This is a genomic window from Streptomyces pseudovenezuelae (assembly GCF_001513955.1).
In the GTDB taxonomy this organism is placed as follows: Bacteria; Actinomycetota; Actinomycetes; order Streptomycetales; family Streptomycetaceae; genus Streptomyces; species Streptomyces pseudovenezuelae.
Window position 1 is genome coordinate 301,733 of sequence record NZ_KQ948144.1, and the last position, 19,375, is coordinate 321,107.

General features: G+C 70.9%; 12 protein-coding genes. 8 read left to right on the top strand and 4 right to left on the bottom strand.

What is annotated here, in order from left to right:
* Nucleotides 1-484 precede the first annotated feature (484 nt).
* The 3 genes from AQI94_RS01330 to AQI94_RS01340 all read left to right on the top strand — a co-directional run bounded on the left by AQI94_RS01330 (nucleotide 485) and on the right by AQI94_RS01340 (nucleotide 5,355).
* Nucleotides 485-838 carry a hypothetical protein gene (locus AQI94_RS01330; protein ID WP_037942486.1) on the top strand — a complete coding sequence of 118 codons (354 nt, stop codon included), beginning with the start codon at nucleotides 485-487 and terminating at the stop codon, nucleotides 836-838.
* Between the two features lie 160 nt (nucleotides 839-998).
* Nucleotides 999-4,571 (top strand): type I restriction endonuclease subunit R, encoded by a 3,573-nt coding sequence (locus AQI94_RS01335; protein ID WP_031046002.1) that lies wholly within the window; start codon nucleotides 999-1,001, stop codon nucleotides 4,569-4,571.
* 4 nt (nucleotides 4,572-4,575) lie between these two features.
* Nucleotides 4,576-5,355 (top strand): M48 family metallopeptidase, encoded by a 780-nt coding sequence (locus AQI94_RS01340; protein WP_031045999.1) that lies wholly within the window; start codon nucleotides 4,576-4,578, stop codon nucleotides 5,353-5,355.
* 49 nt (nucleotides 5,356-5,404) lie between these two features.
* On the opposite strand, the gene AQI94_RS01345 is transcribed toward AQI94_RS01340, so the two are convergent.
* Complete coding sequence (locus AQI94_RS01345) at nucleotides 5,405-6,211, bottom strand: endonuclease I family protein (RefSeq protein WP_031045996.1); 807 nt, start codon at nucleotides 6,209-6,211, stop codon at nucleotides 5,405-5,407.
* Nucleotides 6,212-6,401: 190 nt separating this feature from the next.
* The gene (locus AQI94_RS01350) at nucleotides 6,402-8,600 is read right to left on the bottom strand and encodes a mannosyltransferase YkcB-related protein (protein ID WP_062229535.1); all 2,199 of its coding nucleotides are present in this window, start codon (nucleotides 8,598-8,600) and stop codon (nucleotides 6,402-6,404) included.
* Nucleotides 8,601-8,743: 143 nt separating this feature from the next.
* Here AQI94_RS01350 and AQI94_RS01355 point away from each other — a divergent pair, with 143 nt between their 5' ends.
* From AQI94_RS01355 to AQI94_RS01375, 5 genes are all read left to right on the top strand, one after another.
* Nucleotides 8,744-9,586: a serine hydrolase gene (locus AQI94_RS01355; RefSeq protein ID WP_062229536.1), complete on the top strand. Its 843-nt coding sequence runs from the start codon at nucleotides 8,744-8,746 to the stop codon at nucleotides 9,584-9,586.
* Between the two features lie 341 nt (nucleotides 9,587-9,927).
* The gene (locus tag AQI94_RS01360; RefSeq protein WP_031059345.1) at nucleotides 9,928-10,959 is read left to right on the top strand and encodes an esterase-like activity of phytase family protein; all 1,032 of its coding nucleotides are present in this window, start codon (nucleotides 9,928-9,930) and stop codon (nucleotides 10,957-10,959) included.
* A 92-nt stretch (nucleotides 10,960-11,051) separates the two neighbouring features.
* Nucleotides 11,052-14,756: an ABC transporter ATP-binding protein gene (locus tag AQI94_RS01365; RefSeq protein ID WP_031059347.1), complete on the top strand. Its 3,705-nt coding sequence runs from the start codon at nucleotides 11,052-11,054 to the stop codon at nucleotides 14,754-14,756.
* Nucleotides 14,757-14,830: 74 nt separating this feature from the next.
* A complete protein-coding gene (locus AQI94_RS01370) occupies nucleotides 14,831-15,220 on the top strand; it encodes a hypothetical protein (RefSeq protein WP_031059349.1) in 390 nt (129 codons plus the stop codon).
* Between the two features lie 110 nt (nucleotides 15,221-15,330).
* Nucleotides 15,331-16,770, top strand: a complete 1,440-nt coding sequence (locus AQI94_RS01375; protein ID WP_031059350.1) for a S28 family serine protease — start codon at nucleotides 15,331-15,333, stop codon at nucleotides 16,768-16,770.
* A gap of 25 nt (nucleotides 16,771-16,795) precedes the next feature.
* Here AQI94_RS01375 and AQI94_RS01380 read toward each other — a convergent pair whose 3' ends face one another.
* Nucleotides 16,796-17,446, bottom strand: a complete 651-nt coding sequence (locus tag AQI94_RS01380) for a hypothetical protein (protein WP_031059352.1) — start codon at nucleotides 17,444-17,446, stop codon at nucleotides 16,796-16,798.
* 132 nt (nucleotides 17,447-17,578) lie between these two features.
* A complete protein-coding gene (locus AQI94_RS01385; protein ID WP_031059354.1) occupies nucleotides 17,579-19,363 on the bottom strand; it encodes a glycoside hydrolase family 3 protein in 1,785 nt (594 codons plus the stop codon).
* Nucleotides 19,364-19,375: the final 12 nt, after the last annotated feature.

A 19,375-nucleotide genomic window follows, 5' to 3' on the forward strand; every position in this document is an offset into this window, starting at 1 on the left:
CTCTGTGAGTGGATCGCTACACAGCGATGTCCATGCATGTCGACCTGCCCTCGGGCACGGAAGACCCCCGCGACCGCTACCGACGGCCCGGGGGCATGGCCCTCAACCGCAACGGAGTTGAAGACGTGTTGAACCTTATTGCCTGCCTCCTTGAGCCGCTGCTGCGGTTCCTGTTGCCCGCCTCCGGGTGCCACCGGCACCAGAACCGGCACCGTGCCGGGGGGAGGGTGCGGCCCACCCCCGCACCGGGAGCCGCCGCCCCCGACCGCCCCCTCTCCCCGCACGAAGCCCTCATCCGTGGCGAGGACTCCCCACTCGTCCGCCCCTACCTCCTCACCCACGAACAGCGTGGGCAGGCCAGGCGGCAGCGTGCCCGTCGTCGAACCCTCTGGCTCGCTGTGCATGGCATCGACGTGGGGCCACGGCGCATCCACGGTGTCGAGGTCGGCTCACGCCGGACCCGGGGCAACGAGGTGGCCGCCGCATGATCTACAAGAGCCACGACGCCGCCTCCACAGCCACGCGCCCCCGCCTCCTCCCGTGGTCCAACCCCGACGGCAACCCCTGCTACCTCGTAGCCGACGCCTCCGGCACCGGTCCTCTCTCCCGTGTCGCCGACAATGTCGAGGCCGTCCAGCTCGGCATGGCCGGCGACCTTCTCGACCATGCCGCCGACCTCCTAGCCGACATCAAGGCCACAGCGCCTCAACTCCGTTTTCTCGCAGCCCGATTGACCGAATCTCTGCACGACGTGCACCGCATCGCTCGCAGCCGGGGCGCCCGCCTCCCTGTCCCGGACGATGACGACGAAGCTCGTGAGGAGGGCCCCGGCACCTGACCCACCCGCCTCCGCCGATCATGCGGACGTACCGGCATAAAGCCCCCCTACGTCCGCACGATCTGCCACGTACTCCCCTGCATCCCTTTCCCTCAGCCCACCCCCTCGGCACAGAATGGATCTCCGGGGAACGGCGGGACGTACGGAGAGGTGCGGGGCTGTGGTGGTGCAGGTCGAGCGGGACGAGGTGGAGCGGCCGTTAGTGGCCCAGCTGGAGGCCATGGGGTGGACGCACGTCCCGGGCGTGGAGCTGGACACGCTCGACGCGGCCGTGCCGCTGCTCGTCGACCAGCTCGGGCCGGCGCTGCGGCGGATCAACCTCCGGGGCAGTGACGGTCAGCCCTGGATGGGTGAGGACGACATCCGGCGGGCGGTCGGCGAGCTCGCTTCCCTCTCCCTCGGCAGCGGCGTCGTGCAGGCGAACCTCGCGGCCACCGACATGCTGCTCCACGGCTGGACGCTTCCCTCGCCCTCCGCAGCGCACGGCGGTCCGTCCGCCACCGTGCAGTACATCGAGTGGCATCCGGACCTCGTCACGCGCAACACCTTCACCGTCGTCGACCAGCTCCGCGTGCGCAGCCGTTCCGGCGAGCTGTCGATACTCGACGTCGTCCTCTTCGTGAACGGCATCCCGCTCGTTGCCGTCGAGTGCAAGAGCCCCGATCTCGCCGAGCCCGTCCGCAGTGCCGTGCTCGACCTCCGGCACTACGCCGGGAATCCTGTCCTGGACCTCGACTCCACCGGGGCCCCGGTCCCCGCCGGTGTGCCGGAACTGTTCCGGACCGTGCAGCTCCTCGTCGCCGCGACCGGTGAGACCGCCCACCTGGGTACCGTCACCTCCGAGCCCGAGCACTTCCATCCGTGGCGCAGCGTCGAGCCGGAGGAGGAGAGCACGTTGCGGCGGGAGCTGCGTACCGCCGGACTGCTCGCGGACGACGCCGACCCGGCCGCGCCCCCGCCGCTCGGCGAGCAGCAGAAGCTCGTCGGTGTGGTCCTGCGGCCAGCCGCCCTGCTCAACGTCGTACGGCACTACGTGATCCCGATGGCCGTCGAGTCGGATGCGGACGGCGGTGCCGTGAGGACCGTGAAGGCCGTCGCCCGGCACCAGCAGTACCGGGCCGCCGAGAAGGCCGTACGCAGACTGCTGAACGGGCGGGCGCGTGCCGGGCGTGACACCGAGGACGAGCGTGGCGGTGTCATCTGGCACACGCAGGGCTCCGGCAAGTCGCTGACCATGACGTTCCTGGTGCGACGGGTGCACCTGCACCATGAGCTCAGTGAGTTCATGGTGGTCGTGGTCACCGACCGCACCCAGTTGCAGACCCAGCTCTCACGGACGCTGAAGCTCAGCGAGTCGGACGTCGAGACGGCGAAGACCCGGACGCAGATGGAGGGGCTGCTGCGCGACGGCGGGCGGCGCGTCGTCTTCGGCATGATCCAGAAGTGCGGGACCGGGTTCACCTTCGCCGGGGAGGCGGAAGGCAGCGGGGACGACCGGGATCTGACGGGAGAGGGAACGGGCGGGGGCGAGGACGAAAGCCCCGGACCCGTACCGGACTTCCCCGAGTGCAACAGGTCGTCGGACATCCTCGTCCTCGTCGACGAAGCGCATCGTTCCCACACCAGCGTCCTGCACGCGGCCCTGCGCAAGGCGATCCCGAACGCCGCCAAGATCGGGTTCACGGGGACGCCCATCATCACCGGGCGCGAGGAGGACACGCGCCGGATCTTCGGGCGGGGCGACTCACCGCGTGGCTTCCTCGACGAATACCGGATGGAGGACGCCGAGCACGACGGCGTCGTCGTCCGCATCCGCTACGAGGGACGGACGGGGGAGGGCGAGGTCCGTGACGGGGAGGTCCTCGACAGGGGGTTCGACGACCTCGTCCGGGACCGCACTCCCGAGGAGCGGGCCGCGCTCCTCAAACGGTGGCCCACCGAGCGGGACGTCGCCGAGTCCGTTCCCATGATCGAGGCGAAGGCCGAGGACATGCTGGAGCACTGGGTGACCACCGTGCTGCCCGGCGGCTTCAAGGCACAGGTCGCCGCCGTCAGCCGGAAGGCGGCCGTGCAGTACCACTACGCCCTGCGCAGGGCCCGGGACGAACTGCTTGCGCGGCTGGCCGAGTTCGATCCGGAGTCAGTGACGGGGACACCGCTGGAGAAGCTGTCCGCCAGACAGCGCTACCTCCACCAGGCGTACCAGTTCCGGGCGTTGCTGCGGCGGATCGACTTCGTTCCCGTCATCTCCCCTGGGGCCGGCCGCAAGCGGGGGCAATGGCGGGAGTGGACCGACGCCGGTCGCCAGGAGGCGTACACCGAGCGCTTCCAGAAGGCCTTTCCCGAGCTGGCCCCCGATCCGGAGTGGGTCGCCGTGACCCCCTTCAACCCGCCGCAGGACCCGGCCCCTTCCACCGATCCCGCCGGGGGGATGAACACTCCGTGGTCCGAGGCCTCGAACAGCGAACCGTCGCCGCTCCCCACCTCGGTCCCCGACCCCGTGCACCCCGACAGCCCCATCGCGTTCCTGATCGTGAAGTCCATGCTGCTCACGGGATTCGACGCCCCGCGCGAACAGGTGCTCTATCTGGACCGGCCGATCCGGGACGTCGAGCTGCTCCAGGCCGTCGCGCGGGTCAACCGCACCTCGCCCGGCAAGGAGGTCGGTTACGTCGTCGACTACTACGGCGTCTTCGAGCACCTTTCCAGCGCACTCGCCGGGTACCGGAACGCCGACGTCACCGACACCATGCGAGATCTGTCCTACGAGGTGGACAAGCTCGGGCCCGCCGCCCAGGAGGTCCGTGACTTCCTGCGGCGCAACGGCATCGACGACGCGCAGCTCGACCAGCTCGCGAAGCTGGGGCCCGCGGCCCTCGCCCTGCAGCCCGAAGACCTGCGGTTCGACTTCGACGAGGTGCTGCACGCGTTCCTCGCCACCCTCGAACGTGTCCTTCCGCATGAGGACGCCCTGGACTACGTCGCGGACGCCCGGCGCTGGAGCCTGCTCCAGAAGCGGGTGCGGCGGCTGTGCCGGGACGCCGAGGGCGGCACGTTCACCCTGCGCCGGTACGGGCGCAAGGTCCGGGCGATGATCGCCGACCACCTCGAAGGGCCGGAGATCGACCAGGTCATCCCGCCGGTCTCGCTCACCGCCCTGACCTTCGACGACGCCGTGCGGCGGCTGCCGCCGCAGGAGGCCGCGGCGGAGATGGGCCATGCGCTCCGCTTCCACCTGGAGGAGCGGACCAAGAGGGAGGACCCCGCGAAGTACGAGCGGCTCTCCAAGCGTCTGGAAGAGATCCTGCGCACGATGCCGGGCCGCTTCGAGGAGCAGATCGAGGAGTTCGGCCCGCTGATCGAGGAGGCCCGGCAGGAACAGGAGGAGTCCCCGGAACTCGCCGGGCTCACGCCGCTCGAACAGCGGGTGTACCGGCTGGTGGAGCAGATCCTGGAGGACACCCCCGGAATCAGGCTCGCCGGTGACGGAGACGTCAGGCGGCTAGCGGGCAGGGTGTGCGACGTGGCCACCAGAGCCATGGCCAGGGCGTCGTACCAGGGGCAGCACCAGGACATAAGCGCGCTGGCCGGGGACCTCCAGGACGTCCTGCTTGGTAACGATGTCCGGCCCGTGGACGGGGACTGGGCGGCGTTGGGGAACGCGGCGGAGCGCCTGGCGTCCTTCGCACAGAACAACCTGCGGCAGTTCCGGAGCAGGGCGAGGGGAGAATAGGCGGGTGACCGCTCCGGCCGACCCCTCGACGTCTTCCGCCCCCGAAGCCCTCCTCACCGTGGACGGACTGTCCCTGCGGGTACGGGCCAGCGCCCGCAGGAAACGGTTCGCCCTGACCGTCGAGACCGACGCGACCCTCACCCTGCACACCCCGGCCGGGCGCTCGACGGCCGAGGCGGAGCAGTTCGTCCGCGCGCACCGGGACTGGCTGATGACCAAGCGGCGGGAGCGGGAGCGCACCCGCCCGCTCAGCCCCGTCAAGCGGCTCGCCGACGGAGAGGTCTTCCGCTACCTGGGGAGGACGTACCGACTGGCCGTGTCCGGCGAGGAGGGGGCGGGCGGAGAGGTCCGGCTGATCGCGGGACGCCTCGTCATGGGCCCGGATCTGGCGGCGGAGCCGCAGGCGGGTCGGGCGGCGCTGGTCGACTGGTACTGCCGGGCCGGCCGGAGGTGGACGGGACAGCGGCTTCAGCCCTGGGCGGCCCGCATGGGGGTGACCGAGCCGGAACTCGACGTGCGGGACCTGGGAGACCGATGGGGTTCCTACCGGCCGCCGCAGGCCGGGGCAGGCGCCAAGGGTCTGATGAGTCTCGGGTGGCCACTCTTCCAGCTGCCCATGCATCTGATCGACTACGTCATCGCCCATGAACTGGCCCACGTGAAGGTGTCCGGGCACCGGGAGGACTTCTGGCGGCTGCTGCGGGTGGCGCTGCCTGAGTACGAGGAGCGGCGGGCGGACCTCGACGAGCTGGGGCGACGGCTCTGGATGGGCGACATTCGGTAGGCCCGGCTGGACTCCCTTCATCGAGACAGGAGTCCAGCCACAGCAACGGCTACCAGATCGCCTCGACCCACTCCGGGTGGTCGATGAACGGGTTGCGGTTGTGCTGGTAGGTGTCGTAGATGACCTGGTTGCGCTTCTCCTCGAAGGCGCTCGGCGGGTCCGCCTCGTTCCAGGCCTTGAGGACGGAGAGCTTGCCCATGTAGGGGTTGGAGCCGTTGCCGACCTTCTCGTTGGGCTCCAGGTCGGCGAAGCCGTCGCCGCCGTCGTAGCGCACGGCCATGTAGAGGATCATGCGGGCCACGTCACCCCGGTCCGCGGCGCGCGGCGCGAAGGAGTCGGAGTCGACGGTGCTGCCGCCGCCGCCCGTGACGGCACTGCCGCCGTTGTCGAAGTCGAGGTTGCCGCGGATGCTGTTGACCTGGACGTCCGCGGGGCGCAGGTGGTGCAGATCGGTGCCGGGACCGGTCACCTCGCCGAAGTCGCCGTGGGACTTGGCCCACACGTGTTCGCGGTTCCAGTCGCCCGTGTCACCGCCGTTGAGGGACTTGCTCCGGGAGACACCGCTGTACAGCAGGATCACGTTGCTGCTGTTGTTCGGGTCCTGGTCGGTGACCTTCAGCGCGTCCCAGACGGCGGAGTACGAGATCTTCGAGACGTTGGCGCTGATGATCGTGTGCAGGGAGGACTTCAGGCTCGTGCCCGTCTTGCCGACCGCGTTCTTGTAGTACGTCGTGTCGTACGCGGTGGTCGTGGCGGCGGCCGGGGTCGTGGTCACGACCGGGGCGGCGAGCCCGGCCAGCACGGCGGCGGTGGTGAGTGCCACCGACTTCCAGCTGCGGTTGCGTGTCGCCAGCATGAGGGGGGTCCCATCTACGCGGGTTGAATGGAGGCGGCAGTTGGGAGAGTGACATGGACATGCGGCCGTGTAAATGGATTGCACGTGTCCATTGGGTGACCTGAAACGGCAAATCGGGCCGTGTCTACGCGAGTTGACACGCGAAAGCGGCCCCCGACGCGTGATCGGGGGCCGCTCCGCCGGGACTTGGTCAGCTGACGTCCGACGGGTCCAGGCGGTAGACCGACGACTGGCCGGTCGTGGTCGTCGCCGCGGACCCGCTCGTGGCGCTGTAGTCGCTCGCCTTCACCGCGGTGCCGTTCTTCTGCACCCAGCTGGTGATCTCCTGGCTGAGGCCGCTGTTGCCGCCCATGCCACCGCCGCCGAGCTGGATGTAGTGCAGCTCGCCCTTCTTCACCAGTTCCTTGAGCTTGGTGAGGGTCATCGCCTGGTCCGTGCCGGTGAACCCCCACATGGAGATGACCGGCCGGTGGGTGCTGAGGATCAGCTGGCCGGCACCTTGTGAATTGGACACCGCGAGCAGCCACTTGGCGCCGTCCTGGTGCTTCTCCAGGTACGAGACCAGCGCGCTGTCGACACTGCCGCCCATGCCGCCGCCGGGGCCACCGCTCGTGCCGCCGGTGCCGCCGGGAGCCGTGCCGCCGCCCGGGAGCTCTCCGTTCGTGCCGCCGGGTGCGCCGCCGCCCTGCGGAAGCTCACCGGTGCCGCCGCCGGGCTGCATCTGACCGGTGCCGCCGCCGGGGAACTCCCCGCCCGCCCGACCGCCGCTCTGCTGGGTGCCGCCCGGCATCCGGCCGCCGGGGCCGCCGCTGCCGCCGCCGAAGCCACCCCGGCCGCCCCCGCCGCCCGGACCTCCCATGCCGCCCCCGGTCGACGGACCCGCCGTCGGGTTGGTGCCGCCCATGCCGCCGGTGGTGGCGGAGAAGGCCGGCGAGGCGGCGTACGCCGTCGGACCCGCGAGGGCCGCCACGATCGCCGCGGCGACCGACACCCCGAGCAGCCGGAGCCTCGTCCCCGAGCCCGCCGTACGGAAGACGAACAGGCCCGCGATCGCCAGGACCATGAGGACGCCGAGGACCGGCCACAGCCAGGTGTTCCAGCCGGTGGCCCGGCGCAGCAGCACGATCGCCCAGACGCCGGTGACCGCGAGTCCGGCCGGCAGCACCCAGGACCAGCGGGCGTCACCGCTCCGGAAGGCCCGCCACAGCAGGACGGCGCCCGCGCCGGTCAGGGCCGCGATACCGGGGGCGAGCGCGGTCGTGTAGTACGGGTGCATGGTGCCCTCGGCCATCGCGAAGGTCAGGTAGTGCAGCACCAGCCAGCCGCCCCACAGGACGAGCGCGGCCCGGGGCAGGTCGGTGCGCGGCGCGCGGCCGCACAGCAGCAGGCCGGCGACGAGCGCGAGGAAGGCGAAGGGGATCAGCCAGGAGATCTGGCCGCCGAGGATGTCGTTGAACATCCGGCCGATGCCCGCGGTGCCGGCGAAGGTACCGCCCCCGCCCCCGCCGCCTCCGCCGTTGCCCTCGCCGCCGAGGACCCGGCCCAGGCCGTTGTAGCCCATGATCAGGTTCCAGGCGGAGCCGTCCGTCGAACCGCCGATGTAGGGCCGGTCGTCGGCCGGGACGAGCGAGACCGCCGTCGCCCACCAGAAGCTGGAGACCGCCAACGCCACGGCCGCGAGGGCCAGGTTGACGGCCTTCCTCCTCCAGCCGAGCTTCGACGCGTACACGTACACCGCGAAGACGGCCGGCAGGGCGATGTAGCCCTGGAGCATCTTGGTGTTGAAGGCGAGCCCGAACAGGACCGCGGAGCCGATCAGCGGCAGCAGCCGGTCGGTGCGCACCGCGCGCAGTGCCAGGGCGGCGCCGCCCACCATGAGCAGCACCAGGATCGTGTCGGGGTTGTTGTCCCGGTTGATCGCGACGGTGATCGGGGTCAGCGCGAGGACGAGCGCGGCGATCGCGGCCGCCACGTGCCCGAACACCCGCTTCACGGAGGTGTGCAGGATCCAGATCGTGCCGAGGGCGGCCGCGATCTCGGGCAGCATCATCTGCCAGGTGCCGAAGCCGAGGACCCGGCACGACAGCCCCATGATCATCAGCGCGAACGGCGGCTTGTCGACGGTGAGGAAGTTCCCCGCGTCCAGCGAGCCGAAGAACCAGGCCTTCCAACTCTGCGTACCGCTGTAGACCGCCGCGCTGTAGAAGCTGTTGAGGCTGTTGCCGCTCAGGTTCCAGCCGTACAGGACGCCGGCCAGCACCAGGATCGCGAGCAGGGCGGGCAGCGACCAGCGCGGGGCCCTGTCCGGAGGTGCCGCGGGCGGGGCCGGTGGCGGCCGGTCGGCGGACACGGGCGCGGTGTGGGGGTGGGGATCGGTGGCAGATGTCACCCGGGCATCGTGCAGAGGCGGCTTGGGCGGGGGCTGTGACGTACCTGGCGTCTTCCTGTGAAATTGCCACGCGCCAGGTAACGACTCGTACAACCATTCCCCATGCGTACAACCATTCCCCCGGACCCGAGAGTCAACTGGGCATGACACGGGGGATATTCAGACACACGAAATGGATCGCGGCCGGTGCGCTGGCCGCCTGCGTCGCCGCCGCCACTCCGGCCGCCGCGGCGACCACACCGACCGTCAGCTGCACGTCCGCCAGGGCGGGCCTCGCCGACAAACTCAAGCGGGACATCACGTCCGCCGTCTCCAGCCGCTCCGGCACGATCGCCGTGGGCCTCTACGACCGTACGACCAAGACCACCTGCACCCTTCGTTCCTCCACCGCGTACGACTCCGCGAGCGTGGTCAAGGTGACCGTCCTCGCCACGCTGCTGTGGGACGCGAAGAAGCACAACAGGTATCTGACCACCACCGAGAGCAACCTCGCCAAGGCCATGATCACCAAGTCGGACAACGACGCCACCAGCAAGCTGTGGCGCCAGCTGGGCCTGACCAAGATCAAGGGCTTCCTCGCCGCGGCCGGCATGACCCAGACCAAGCCCGGGGCGAACAACTACTGGGGCCTGACCCAGATCACCGTCACCGACGAGCAGAAGCTGCTCAAGCTGGTCACCGCGAAGAACACGGTCCTGAGCGACAACGCGCGTGCCTACATCCTGAAGTTGATGGGCCAGGTCATCTCTTCGCAGCGCTGGGGCACACCGTACGGCGCCGGCTCGGGTATCGCCTGGCACGTCAAGAACGGCTGGCTCCAGCGCTCCACGCACGGCTGGCGGGTGCACAGCGTCGGCACCTTCACGGGCGGCGGCCACGACTACATGATCACGGTGCTCACGCACGGCAACAGCACGATGAACTACGGCATCACGACGATCCAGGGCGTCGCGAAGGTCATTCACAAGGACCTCGCGGCGAGCTGAACCGACGCCTGCGGACTCCCGCCCGCCCGTGCCGGCTCACGGATACCGACCGGCCTGGCGCGGCCTCCGGACGTCACCGGTTTGCCGCGCTGGGCTCGGGCGGGGCGCCTACAGGGATGCCGGTGCGGGTGGTCGGGCGGCTGCGGGTGCGTTGTGGCTGCTCGCGCAGTTCCCCGCGCCCCTGGGGAGGTGCGGTCACCTGCGCCACGACGGGCCCCTCGCCACCTTGCCCGTCGTCCGCGCTCGACCGCGGTGCGGGTCCGCACGCGAACAGCGACCGCCCGCCGGCGCTTCATGACGCGGACTCCCGGACGTCACCGGGCCGCCCTACGGTGACGCCCATGCAGCTGAGAACCGTACTCGCGACCACCACCGCGGCCCTGGCGGCGGCGACCTGCCTGACAGCGGCAGGGCCCGCCGTCGCCTCGGCCCCGGCTCCGGTCAGCCACGCCTGCTCCCCGTCCGTCTCCCTCGACCGCTTCTCCGACGCGCTCGACAAGACGACGTACGACGGCACCTTCGTGGGCAACCTCTCCGCGCTCGCGGTGGACCGGGACGGCTCCCTCGCCGCCCTCTCCGACCGCTCCGCCCTCTTCGGCCTGGACGCGAGGACCCTCGCGCCGGCGTCGGTCGTCCCGCTCGCCGACGAGAAGGGCGCCGCGCTGGACTCCGAGGGCCTGGCGATCGACCGGGACGGCACCCGGCTGATCACCTCGGAGACCGGGCCGTCGATCCGCCGCTACAGCGCCGACGGGAAGATCCTCGACCGGCTCCCCGTCCCGGCCGCCCTCCAGGTCGCCCCGGCGGGCCGCGCCACCTCCAACCAGACCTTCGAGGGCCTGACCTTCATGAACGGCGGCCGCACCCTGCTCGCCGCCATGGAGTACGCGCTCTCCGGCGACACGGCAGGGATCGTGCGCTTCCAGACCTGGCAGCGGCACGGGAAGAGCTGGCGGCCCGGCGCCCAGTACGCCTACCGCACCGACGCCGCCTTCCTCGGCGTCCCCGAGGTCCAGGCCCTCCCCGACGGCCGCCTCCTCGTCCTGGAGCGCGGCTTCACCTCCGGCGTGGGCAACACGGTCCGCCTCTACCTGGCCGACCCCCGCCACGCGACGGACACCAGCGGCACCGAGAACCTGACGGGGCAGTCGGGCGTACGCCTGATCAGGAAGACCCTGCTCACGGACATCGCGAGCTGCCCCACCCTGGGCGCCACGGCCAAGCAGCCCCAGCCGAACCCGCTTCTGGACAACATCGAGGGCATGGTCGTCACGGGCCGGGACAAGGGCCGCCTGAAGGTTCTGCTGGTCAGCGACGACAACCAGAACGCGGTGCAGACGACCCGGTTGTACTACCTGCGGGTCCGCGTCTGACCACTCTTTGTTGCGGAGGGATGAAATCCGCTTCCGTCCGCGTTGGTGCCTTCCGGTAGATCAGGACGACGAACGAACCGGAGGGCACCCGCGTGACACCGCAACGGGGATGGGCACGACGACTGGCCGGGTACGCCTGGCGCTACCCCAAGGACGTCGTCCTCGCCCTGGGCTCCTCCCTCGGCGGCATGGCCGTCATGGCGGTCGTCCCCCTGATCACCAAGGTGATCATCGACGACGTCATCGGCGACCACACCCGGGACATGGCTCCCTGGGCGGGCGCCCTGATCGTCGCGGCGGTCCTCGTCTACGTCCTCACCTACATCCGCCGCTACTACGGCGGCCGCCTCGCCCTCGACGTGCAGCACGACCTGCGCACGGAGATGTTCGGCACGATCACCCGCCTCGACGGCCGCCGCCAGGACGAGCTGTCCACGGGCCAGGTCGTGGGACGGGCCACCAGCGACCTCCAGCTGATCCAGGGCCTGCTCTTCATGCTGCCGATGACGATCGGCAACTTCGCGCTCTTCGTGATCTCCCTGGTCGTGATGGCCTGGCTGTCGATCCCGCTCACCCTGGTCGCCCTGGCGGTCGCCCCGGCCCTGTGGGTGATCGCCAAGCGCTCCCGCTCCCGGCTGCACCCCGCCACCTGGTACGCCCAGGCCCAGGCCGCCGCCGTCGCGGGCGTGGTCGACGGCGCGGTCAGCGGCGTACGCGTGGTCAAGGGCTTCGGGCAGGAGGACCAGGAGACCGGGAAGCTCCGCGAGGTCGGCCGCCGTCTGTACGCGGGCCGGCTGCGCACGATCCGCTTCAACTCGAAGTACACCCCGGCGCTCCAGGCCGTCCCCGCCCTCGGCCAGGTCGCGATGCTCGCCCTCGGCGGCTGGCTCGCGGTCGGCGGTCACATCACCCTCGGCACCTTCGTCGCCTTCTCCACCTACCTCGCCCAGCTCGTCGGCCCGGTCCGCATGCTCGCGATGGTCCTCACGGTCGGCCAGCAGGCCCGCGCCGGCACCGAGCGCGTCCTGGAGCTGATCGACACCGAGCCGTATCTGCAGGACGGCACCAAGGAGCTCCCCGCCGACGCCCCGGCCACCGTCGAGTTCGACGACGTGTCCTTCGGCTACGACCACGAGCGGCCGGTTCTCGACGGGCTCAGCTTCGAGATCCGCCCCGGCGAGACCCTCGCGGTCGTCGGCTCCTCCGGCTCGGGCAAGTCCACGGTCTCCCTGCTCCTGCCGCGTTTCTACGACGTCACCCACGGAGCCGTCCTCATCGGCGGCCACGACGTCCGCGAACTCACCCTGGACTCCCTGCGCTCCGCGATCGGCCTGGTCCCCGAGGACTCCTTCCTGTTCTCGGACACGATCCGCAACAACATCGCCTACGGCCGTCCCGACGCGACCCCGGAAGAGGTCGTGAAGGCCGCCCGCGCCGCCCAGGCGGACCGTTTCGTCGCCGAGCTCCCCGAGGGCTACGACACCACGGTCGGTGAACACGGCCTCACCCTCTCCGGCGGCCAGCGCCAGCGCGTCGCGCTCGCCCGGGCGATCCTCACCGACCCCCGCCTGCTCGTCCTCGACGACGCCACCTCCGCCGTGGACGCCCAGGTCGAGCACGAGATCCACGAGGCCCTCAAGCACGTCATGGAGGGCCGCACCACCCTCCTCATCGCCCACCGCCGCTCCACGCTGAACCTCGCCGACCGCATCGCCGTCCTGGAGCACGGCCGCCTCGCCGACGTCGGCACCCACGAGGAGCTGGAGCAGCGCTCGGCCCTCTACCGCCGCCTGCTCACCGACCCCGACGGCCTCGGGGGCGTCTCCCCGGGCCACGCCCAGCCGGTCGCCGTCCAGGAGGACACCTCCGTACGCGACGAACTGGACGCCGAGTTCGACGCCGAGCGCGGGGTCACCCCCCGCCTGTGGACCGGCGACCGCGAGCGCAAGGACCTGGCCCTGGCCGGCACCCCGGCCACCCCCGAGCTCCTCGCCGAGGTCGACGCGTTGCCCCCGGCGACGGACGTCCCCGACATCGACGAGGCCCGCGCGGTCACACCCGAGGAGTCGTACGGCCTGCGCCGGCTGCTGCGGGGCTTCGGCCGCCCGCTGCTGATCAGCCTGGGCCTGGTCGCCGTGGACGCCGGCATGGGCCTGCTGCTCCCGGTGATGATCCGGCACGGCATCGACGACGGCGTCTCGCGGATGGCCGTCGGGGCGGTCTGGACGGCGACCCTGCTCGCCCTGCTCTCGGTGCTCGTCCAGTGGACCGCCCAGATCGGCGAGACCCGGATGACCGGACGCACCGGCGAACGGGTCCTGTACTCCCTGCGTCTGAAGATCTTCGCCCAGCTCCAGCGGCTCGGACTCGACTACTACGAGCGGGAGTTGACCGGCCGGATCATGACGAGGATGACGACGGACGTCGACGCCCTGTCGACCTTCCTGCAGACCGGCCTGGTCACCGCGTTCGTCTCGGTCGTCACCTTCTTCGGCATCATGGTCGCCCTGCTGGTGCTCGACGTACAGCTGGCGCTGGTCGTCTTCGCGACCCTGCCGCCGCTGATCGTCGCCACGTACTTCTTCCGCAAGGCGAGCGTGAAGGCGTACGAACTCGCCCGTGAGCGCGTCTCGTTGGTCAACGCCGACCTCCAGGAGTCGGTGTCGGGGCTGCGGATCGTGCAGGCGTTCCGCCGCGAGCGGGACGGCGGGGCGCGGTTCGCGGAGCGCAGCGACAGCTACCGCCAGGCCCGTATCCGGGGCCAGTGGCTGATCTCGATCTACTTCCCCTTCGTTCAGCTGCTGTCCTCGGTGGCCGCGGCGGCCGTCCTGATCGCGGGCGCGGGGCGGGTGGACGCGGCGACGCTGACGACCGGAGCCCTGGTCGCCTACCTCCTCTACATCGACCTGTTCTTCGCCCCGGTCCAGCAGCTGTCCCAGGTCTTCGACGGCTACCAGCAGGCGACCGTCTCCCTGGGCCGCATCCAGGAACTGCTCCGGGAACCGACGTCCACGAAGGCGGCCGAGGAGCCGCTGGAAGTCCTCTCGCTGCGCGGCGAAGTCGCCTTCGAGGACGTGCGCTTCGCGTACGGGGACGACGAGGAGGCCCTCGGCGGGATCGACCTGAAGATCCCCGCCGGCCAGACCGTCGCCTTCGTCGGCGAGACGGGCGCGGGCAAGTCCACCCTGGTCAAGCTGGTGGCCCGGTTCTACGACCCGACGGACGGCCGGGTCACGGTCGACGGCACCGATCTGCGCGCCCTGGACCTGACCTCCTACCGCCACCGCCTGGGAGTGGTCCCGCAGGAGGCGTACCTCTTCCAGGGCACGGTCCGCGACGCCATCGCCTACGGCCGCCCGGACGCCACCGACGCCCAGGTCGAGGCGGCGGCCCGCGCGGTCGGCGCCCACGAGATGATCGCCACGCTGGAGGGCGGCTACCTGCACGAGGTCGCCGAACGCGGCCGCAACCTCTCCGCCGGCCAGCGCCAGCTGATCGCGCTGGCCCGGGCCGAACTGGTCGACCCGGACATCCTGCTCCTCGACGAGGCCACGGCAGCCCTGGACCTGGCCACCGAGGCCCTGGTGAACCAGGCCACCGACCGTCTCGCGGGCCGCCGTACGACCCTCGTCGTGGCCCACCGCCTGACCACGGCGGCCCGTGCCGACCGGGTCGTGGTCATGGATCACGGCCGTGTGGTCGAGGACGGCACCCACGACGAACTGCTCGCGCGGGACGGCCGATACGCGCAGCTGTGGCGGACGTTCGTAGGGGAGCCGGTCGAGGTGTCTCCCTGACGGTCGTGCAACCGTCCGACATGGGTTCTGCGTCCGTACACCTGTACGCCCAGAAAGCTGCGGGAGGGACGGCAGTGAAGAGTGGAGCGATACGGCGGCTCGCGACGGGGCTTGCCGTGGCGGCGGCGGCCGGGATGCTCGGGGTCGCGGTGCCGGGACAGGCGCACGCCGCGGCCACGTCGTGCGAGGGGCGCAAGGTCAGATCGTTTCCGTTCTCCACCGGCACGGTGGAGGTCTACAAGCGGAACGGTTACGTGTGCGCGATCACGCTTCCCAGGCGTGCGGGGGCCCGCCAGTACATGATGGTGAGCCTGCGCGCGTACGGGCTGCGGCCGGTCGAGGACGCGGGCCGGTACAAGTACCGGGCCGGCCCTGTCACCGTGCACGCCGGCCAGCGCAAGGTGTGGATCAAGGGCGGGGTGGGGCGGGGCAGGTACGACTCGGACGGCTGGATCCGGCTCTGACCCACAGACTCCTCACAGGGTTTTCCCCATCGAGGTGCCATCTCCCCTGGTGCGGAGCGCACTTGCGCCGCTAGCGTCCGGCGCACATCTGTACTCACAGGGGAGGGTGCATGCGCAAGGCGCTCAGATGGCTTCTCGCGCTGGTCGTGCTCATAGGCACGGTCGGCACGGCAGGGGTGGCCACCGCCGCCGAGCCGGAGGCCAGAGGCACCGGTGCCACCACCGACATCAAGGATCAGCTCCTCGCCGTTCCGGGGATGAGCCTGATCGAGGAGAAGCCGTACACCGGTTACCGCTTCTTCGTCCTGAACTACACCCAGCCGGTCGACCACCGGCACCCGTCCAAGGGCACGTTCCAGCAGCGGATCACCGTGCTGCACAAGGACGTGAGCCGGCCGACGGTCTTCTACACCGGCGGCTACAACGTCTCCACCACGCCTCGCCGCAGTGAGCCGACCCAGATCGTGGACGGCAACCAGGTCTCCATGGAGTACCGCTTCTTCACGCCCTCCCGGCCCGCCCCGGCGGACTGGAGCAAGCTGGACATCTGGCAGGCCGCCAGCGACCAGCACCGCATCTTCAAGGCGCTGAAGAAGATCTACGCGAAGAACTGGCTCTCCACGGGCGGCTCCAAGGGCGGCATGACCGCCACCTACTTCGAGCGCTTCTATCCGCGGGACATGGACGGAGTCGTCGCCTACGTCGCCCCCAACGACGTGGTGAACAACGAGGACTCGGCCTACGACCGCTTCTTCGCGAAGGTCGGCACCGAGGAGTGCCGCGACCGGCTGAACGCGGTGCAGCGCGAGGCCCTGGTCCGGCGCGAGTCCCTGGAGAAGAAGTACGCCGACTACGCGGCGGCGGAGGGCCTCACCTTCACCACCGTCGGCAGCCTCGACAAGGCGTACGAGGCCGTCGTACTCGACTACGTCTGGGGCTTCTGGCAGTACAACCTGCTCGCCAACTGCGGGGACGACGCGCTGATCCCGGCAAACGCGAAGACCGCGACCGACGACCAGATCTGGAACTCGGTCGACACGATCTCCGGCTTCTCCGCCTACGCCGACCAGGGTCTGGAGACGTACACGCCGTACTACTACCAGGCGGCCACCCAGCTGGGCGCGCCGACGATCAGGTTCCCGCACATCGAGAAGAAGTACATCCGCTACGGCTACCAGCCGCCGCGCAACTTCGTCCCGCGCAGCATCCCGACGAAGTTCCAGCCGTACGCGATGCGGGACGTGGACACCTGGGTACGGAACAACGCCCACCACATGCTGTGGGTCTACGGCCAGAACGACCCGTGGGGCGCGGAGCGATTCCGCGTCGACAAGGGGGCGAAGGACGCGTACGTGTTCACCGCGCCCGGCATGAACCACGGGGCGAACGTCGCCGGTCTGGTCGCCGACCAGAAGGCGTTCGCCACGGCCAGGATCCTCGCCTGGGCGGGTGTCCCGGCCCCGGCCGTGACCGCGGCCAAGCCGCTCGCGACGTTCGACAGGAAGCTGGACGTGCGGGACGTGGAGCGCGAGCCCACCCTGCGTCCGTAGTCCGCGCGCCGCGCCCGGCCGGGAGTCACAACGGCCGGGCGCAGCCCACCGGCTGAGGGCCGCCCAGCTGCACGTACAGGGCGGTCGACAGCGGGCACCGGCTGCGCGTGGCGACCGCCTTCACCACCTTGTACTGCGGTTTCCTCGCGCCCTTGCCGTCGCACGCGGTCTCCCGGACCTGCCCGTCGCCCGAGCCGTACACGCAGTCGCCGACGATGGTCCGGGGTCCGCCCCCGCCGCCGGGATCACCGGGGTGCGGCGGCTCCAGGTTGCGCATGCAGGCGTACCCCTGCGGGACCGCCCCGTCGCCGTCCTCGTCGGAGAGCCGGCTCTGCTCACTGATGTGCAGCACGAAGTCGGTGGTGGCCGGGCAGGGTGGTCCGTCGGCCGTGGTGCCGTCGTGCCGGGCCACGACCCGGGCCGCCGCCCGTTCGCCGGAGCAGGGCACCTCGGTGAAGCTGGTCTTGCCGAAGGAACTGCACTCGTCGACCGCGAGGAACACCGCGCCGAAACCGGAGGTCCGGACCGCGGACGGTCTGACCGAGGCCGTACCGCCGGACGGCCCGGTCGTCCCGCCGCCGTCGGTGCCCGCCGCCGACGGGGCGCACCCCGTCAGCAGGGCGGCCAGCAGCGCCGCCAGTACGGACACCACCCCCGTGGAAAACCTGTCGCGCATCGCCAACCCCCCGAGCCGCCCGCGCGTCCAGCGTGACCGCCGCGGCGGGGCCACGCCAGACGTGTGGGGCCCTTTGCGCCTTTCGGGGGTGATGTGCGAGTTGTGCGTCGTACGGGAACTACGTCCCGCCCCCTACCGGCCGTACGACAGCCCGTACCCGACCGGGTACAGCACCTTCGCCGGATCATCCGCCCGCTGTACCGGCACCGGCAGCCTCCCGTGCGGTGCCGCCTTCCCGGCGATCACCCGTGCCGCCGCGCGCAGTTCGACGTCGGTCCAGGAGTAGGTCGCCAAGTAGGCCGGTACCGCGGGGAGTTGGGCCACGTCGTAGGGGTTGCGGATCGCGACCGCCACCACCGGCCGCCCGGTCGCCAGCAGCTGCTCGACGAGCGTCTTCTGGGCCGCGGTGATGTTGTACGTCCCCACGACCACCGCGTCCGCCTGTTGTGCGGCCGCGACGGCCTGGGCGACGACGGCCGCCGAGGGGGCCGTACCGGTCGACAACGCGGTGGCCGTGAAGCCCAGTTCGGTGAGGGCGGCGGCGAGGACGCCGGTGGGCGGACCCGTCGTGCCGGAGGGGGAGGCGGGGTCGGCGCCCACGACGAGCAGCTTGCGGTGGGTGCGGCGGTTCAGGGGCAGCAGTCGCCGCTCGTTGACCAGCAGGGTCGTGGTGCGCTCGGCGATCCGGTCGGCCGCGGCGAGGTGGGCCGGGGTGCCGACGGTCCGGGTCACTCCGTCGTGGCTGACGTAGGGCCGCTCGAAGAGCCGCAGCCGGGCCTTGAGCCGCAGGATCCGCAGGATCGACTCGTCGAGACGCGCCTCGGTGAGCTCCCCGTCCTGTACGGCCTTCAGGACGGCGTTCCACGCCACGTCCAGGGAGGGCGGGTTGAGGAGCTGGTCGACACCGGCCTTGAGGGCGAGGACGGGGACGCGGTCGTCGCCGTACTTGGTGCGGACGCCCTCCATGCCGAGGGAGTCCGTGACCACGACCCCGTCGTAGCCGAGTTCGCCGCGCAGGATGCCGGTGAGGATGGGGTGGGAGAGGGTGGCCGGGTCGCCCGAGTCGTCGAGCGCCGGGAACTGGATGTGCGCGGTCATGACCGAGTCGATGCCGGCGCTGATCGCGGCCCGGAAGGGCACGGCGTCCAGCTTCTCCCACAGCTCCCGGCTGTGGGTGATGACCGGGAAGCCGTAGTGGCTGTCGACCGCGGTGTCCCCGTGTCCCGGGAAGTGCTTGGCGGTCGCGGCGACCCCGGCCCCCTGGTACCCCGCGACCTCGGCGGCCACGAGTCCCGCGACGGCCTGGGGGTCGGCCCCGAAGGAACGGACGCCGATGACCGGGTTGGCCGGATTGACGTTGACATCGGCGACGGGGGAGTAGTTCTGGCGGACGCCGATCGCCGCGAGCTCCTGCCCGGCGATCCGGCCGAGCGTGCGGGCGTCCTTCCGCGACCCGTCGGCGCCGATCGCCATGGCACCCGGGAAGAGGGTGGCGGGCTCACCGACCCGGCAGACGATCCCGTGCTCCTGGTCGGTGGAGATGAGGACCGGCAGCCCGCGCGGCTGTCGCAGCGACGCCTCCTGGATGCCGTTGGAGAGGTCGGCGATCTGGTGCGGATCACGGGTGTTGTGCGCCCAGGTGAAGTAGATGATCCCGCCCACCCGGTACCTGGCGATCATCTCGGCGGCGGTACGGACGCCGATCTCCTTGAGGTTGGCGTCGATGTCGGCCTGGTCGGGAGCGGTGGCGGAGTGGCCGTAGACCCGCATCACGAAGAGCTGGCCGACCTTCTCCTCAAGCGTCATACGGGAGATGAGCGAGCGGAGCCTGTGGTCGTCGGCGTGTGCGGTCCCGCCGATGGCGAGTGAGGCGGCGACGCCTGCCGTGGCGGCGAGGACGGTACGTCTGGAGGGCACGTGCGCTCCTTC

Bases quoted from the DNA above. Each gene is read 5' to 3' on its own strand.
- AQI94_RS01380 (WP_031059352.1), bottom strand. From the start codon at position 17,446: ATGCGCGACAGGTTTTCCACGGGGGTGGTGTCCGTACTGGCGGCGCTG.
- AQI94_RS01375 (WP_031059350.1), top strand. From the start codon at position 15,331: ATGCGCAAGGCGCTCAGATGGCTTCTCGCGCTGGTCGTGCTCATAGGC.
- AQI94_RS01345 (WP_031045996.1), bottom strand. From the start codon at position 6,211: ATGCTGGCGACACGCAACCGCAGCTGGAAGTCGGTGGCACTCACCACC.
- AQI94_RS01360 (WP_031059345.1), top strand. From the start codon at position 9,928: ATGCAGCTGAGAACCGTACTCGCGACCACCACCGCGGCCCTGGCGGCG.
- AQI94_RS01330 (WP_037942486.1), top strand. From the start codon at position 485: ATGATCTACAAGAGCCACGACGCCGCCTCCACAGCCACGCGCCCCCGC.
- AQI94_RS01355 (WP_062229536.1), top strand. From the start codon at position 8,744: ATGACACGGGGGATATTCAGACACACGAAATGGATCGCGGCCGGTGCG.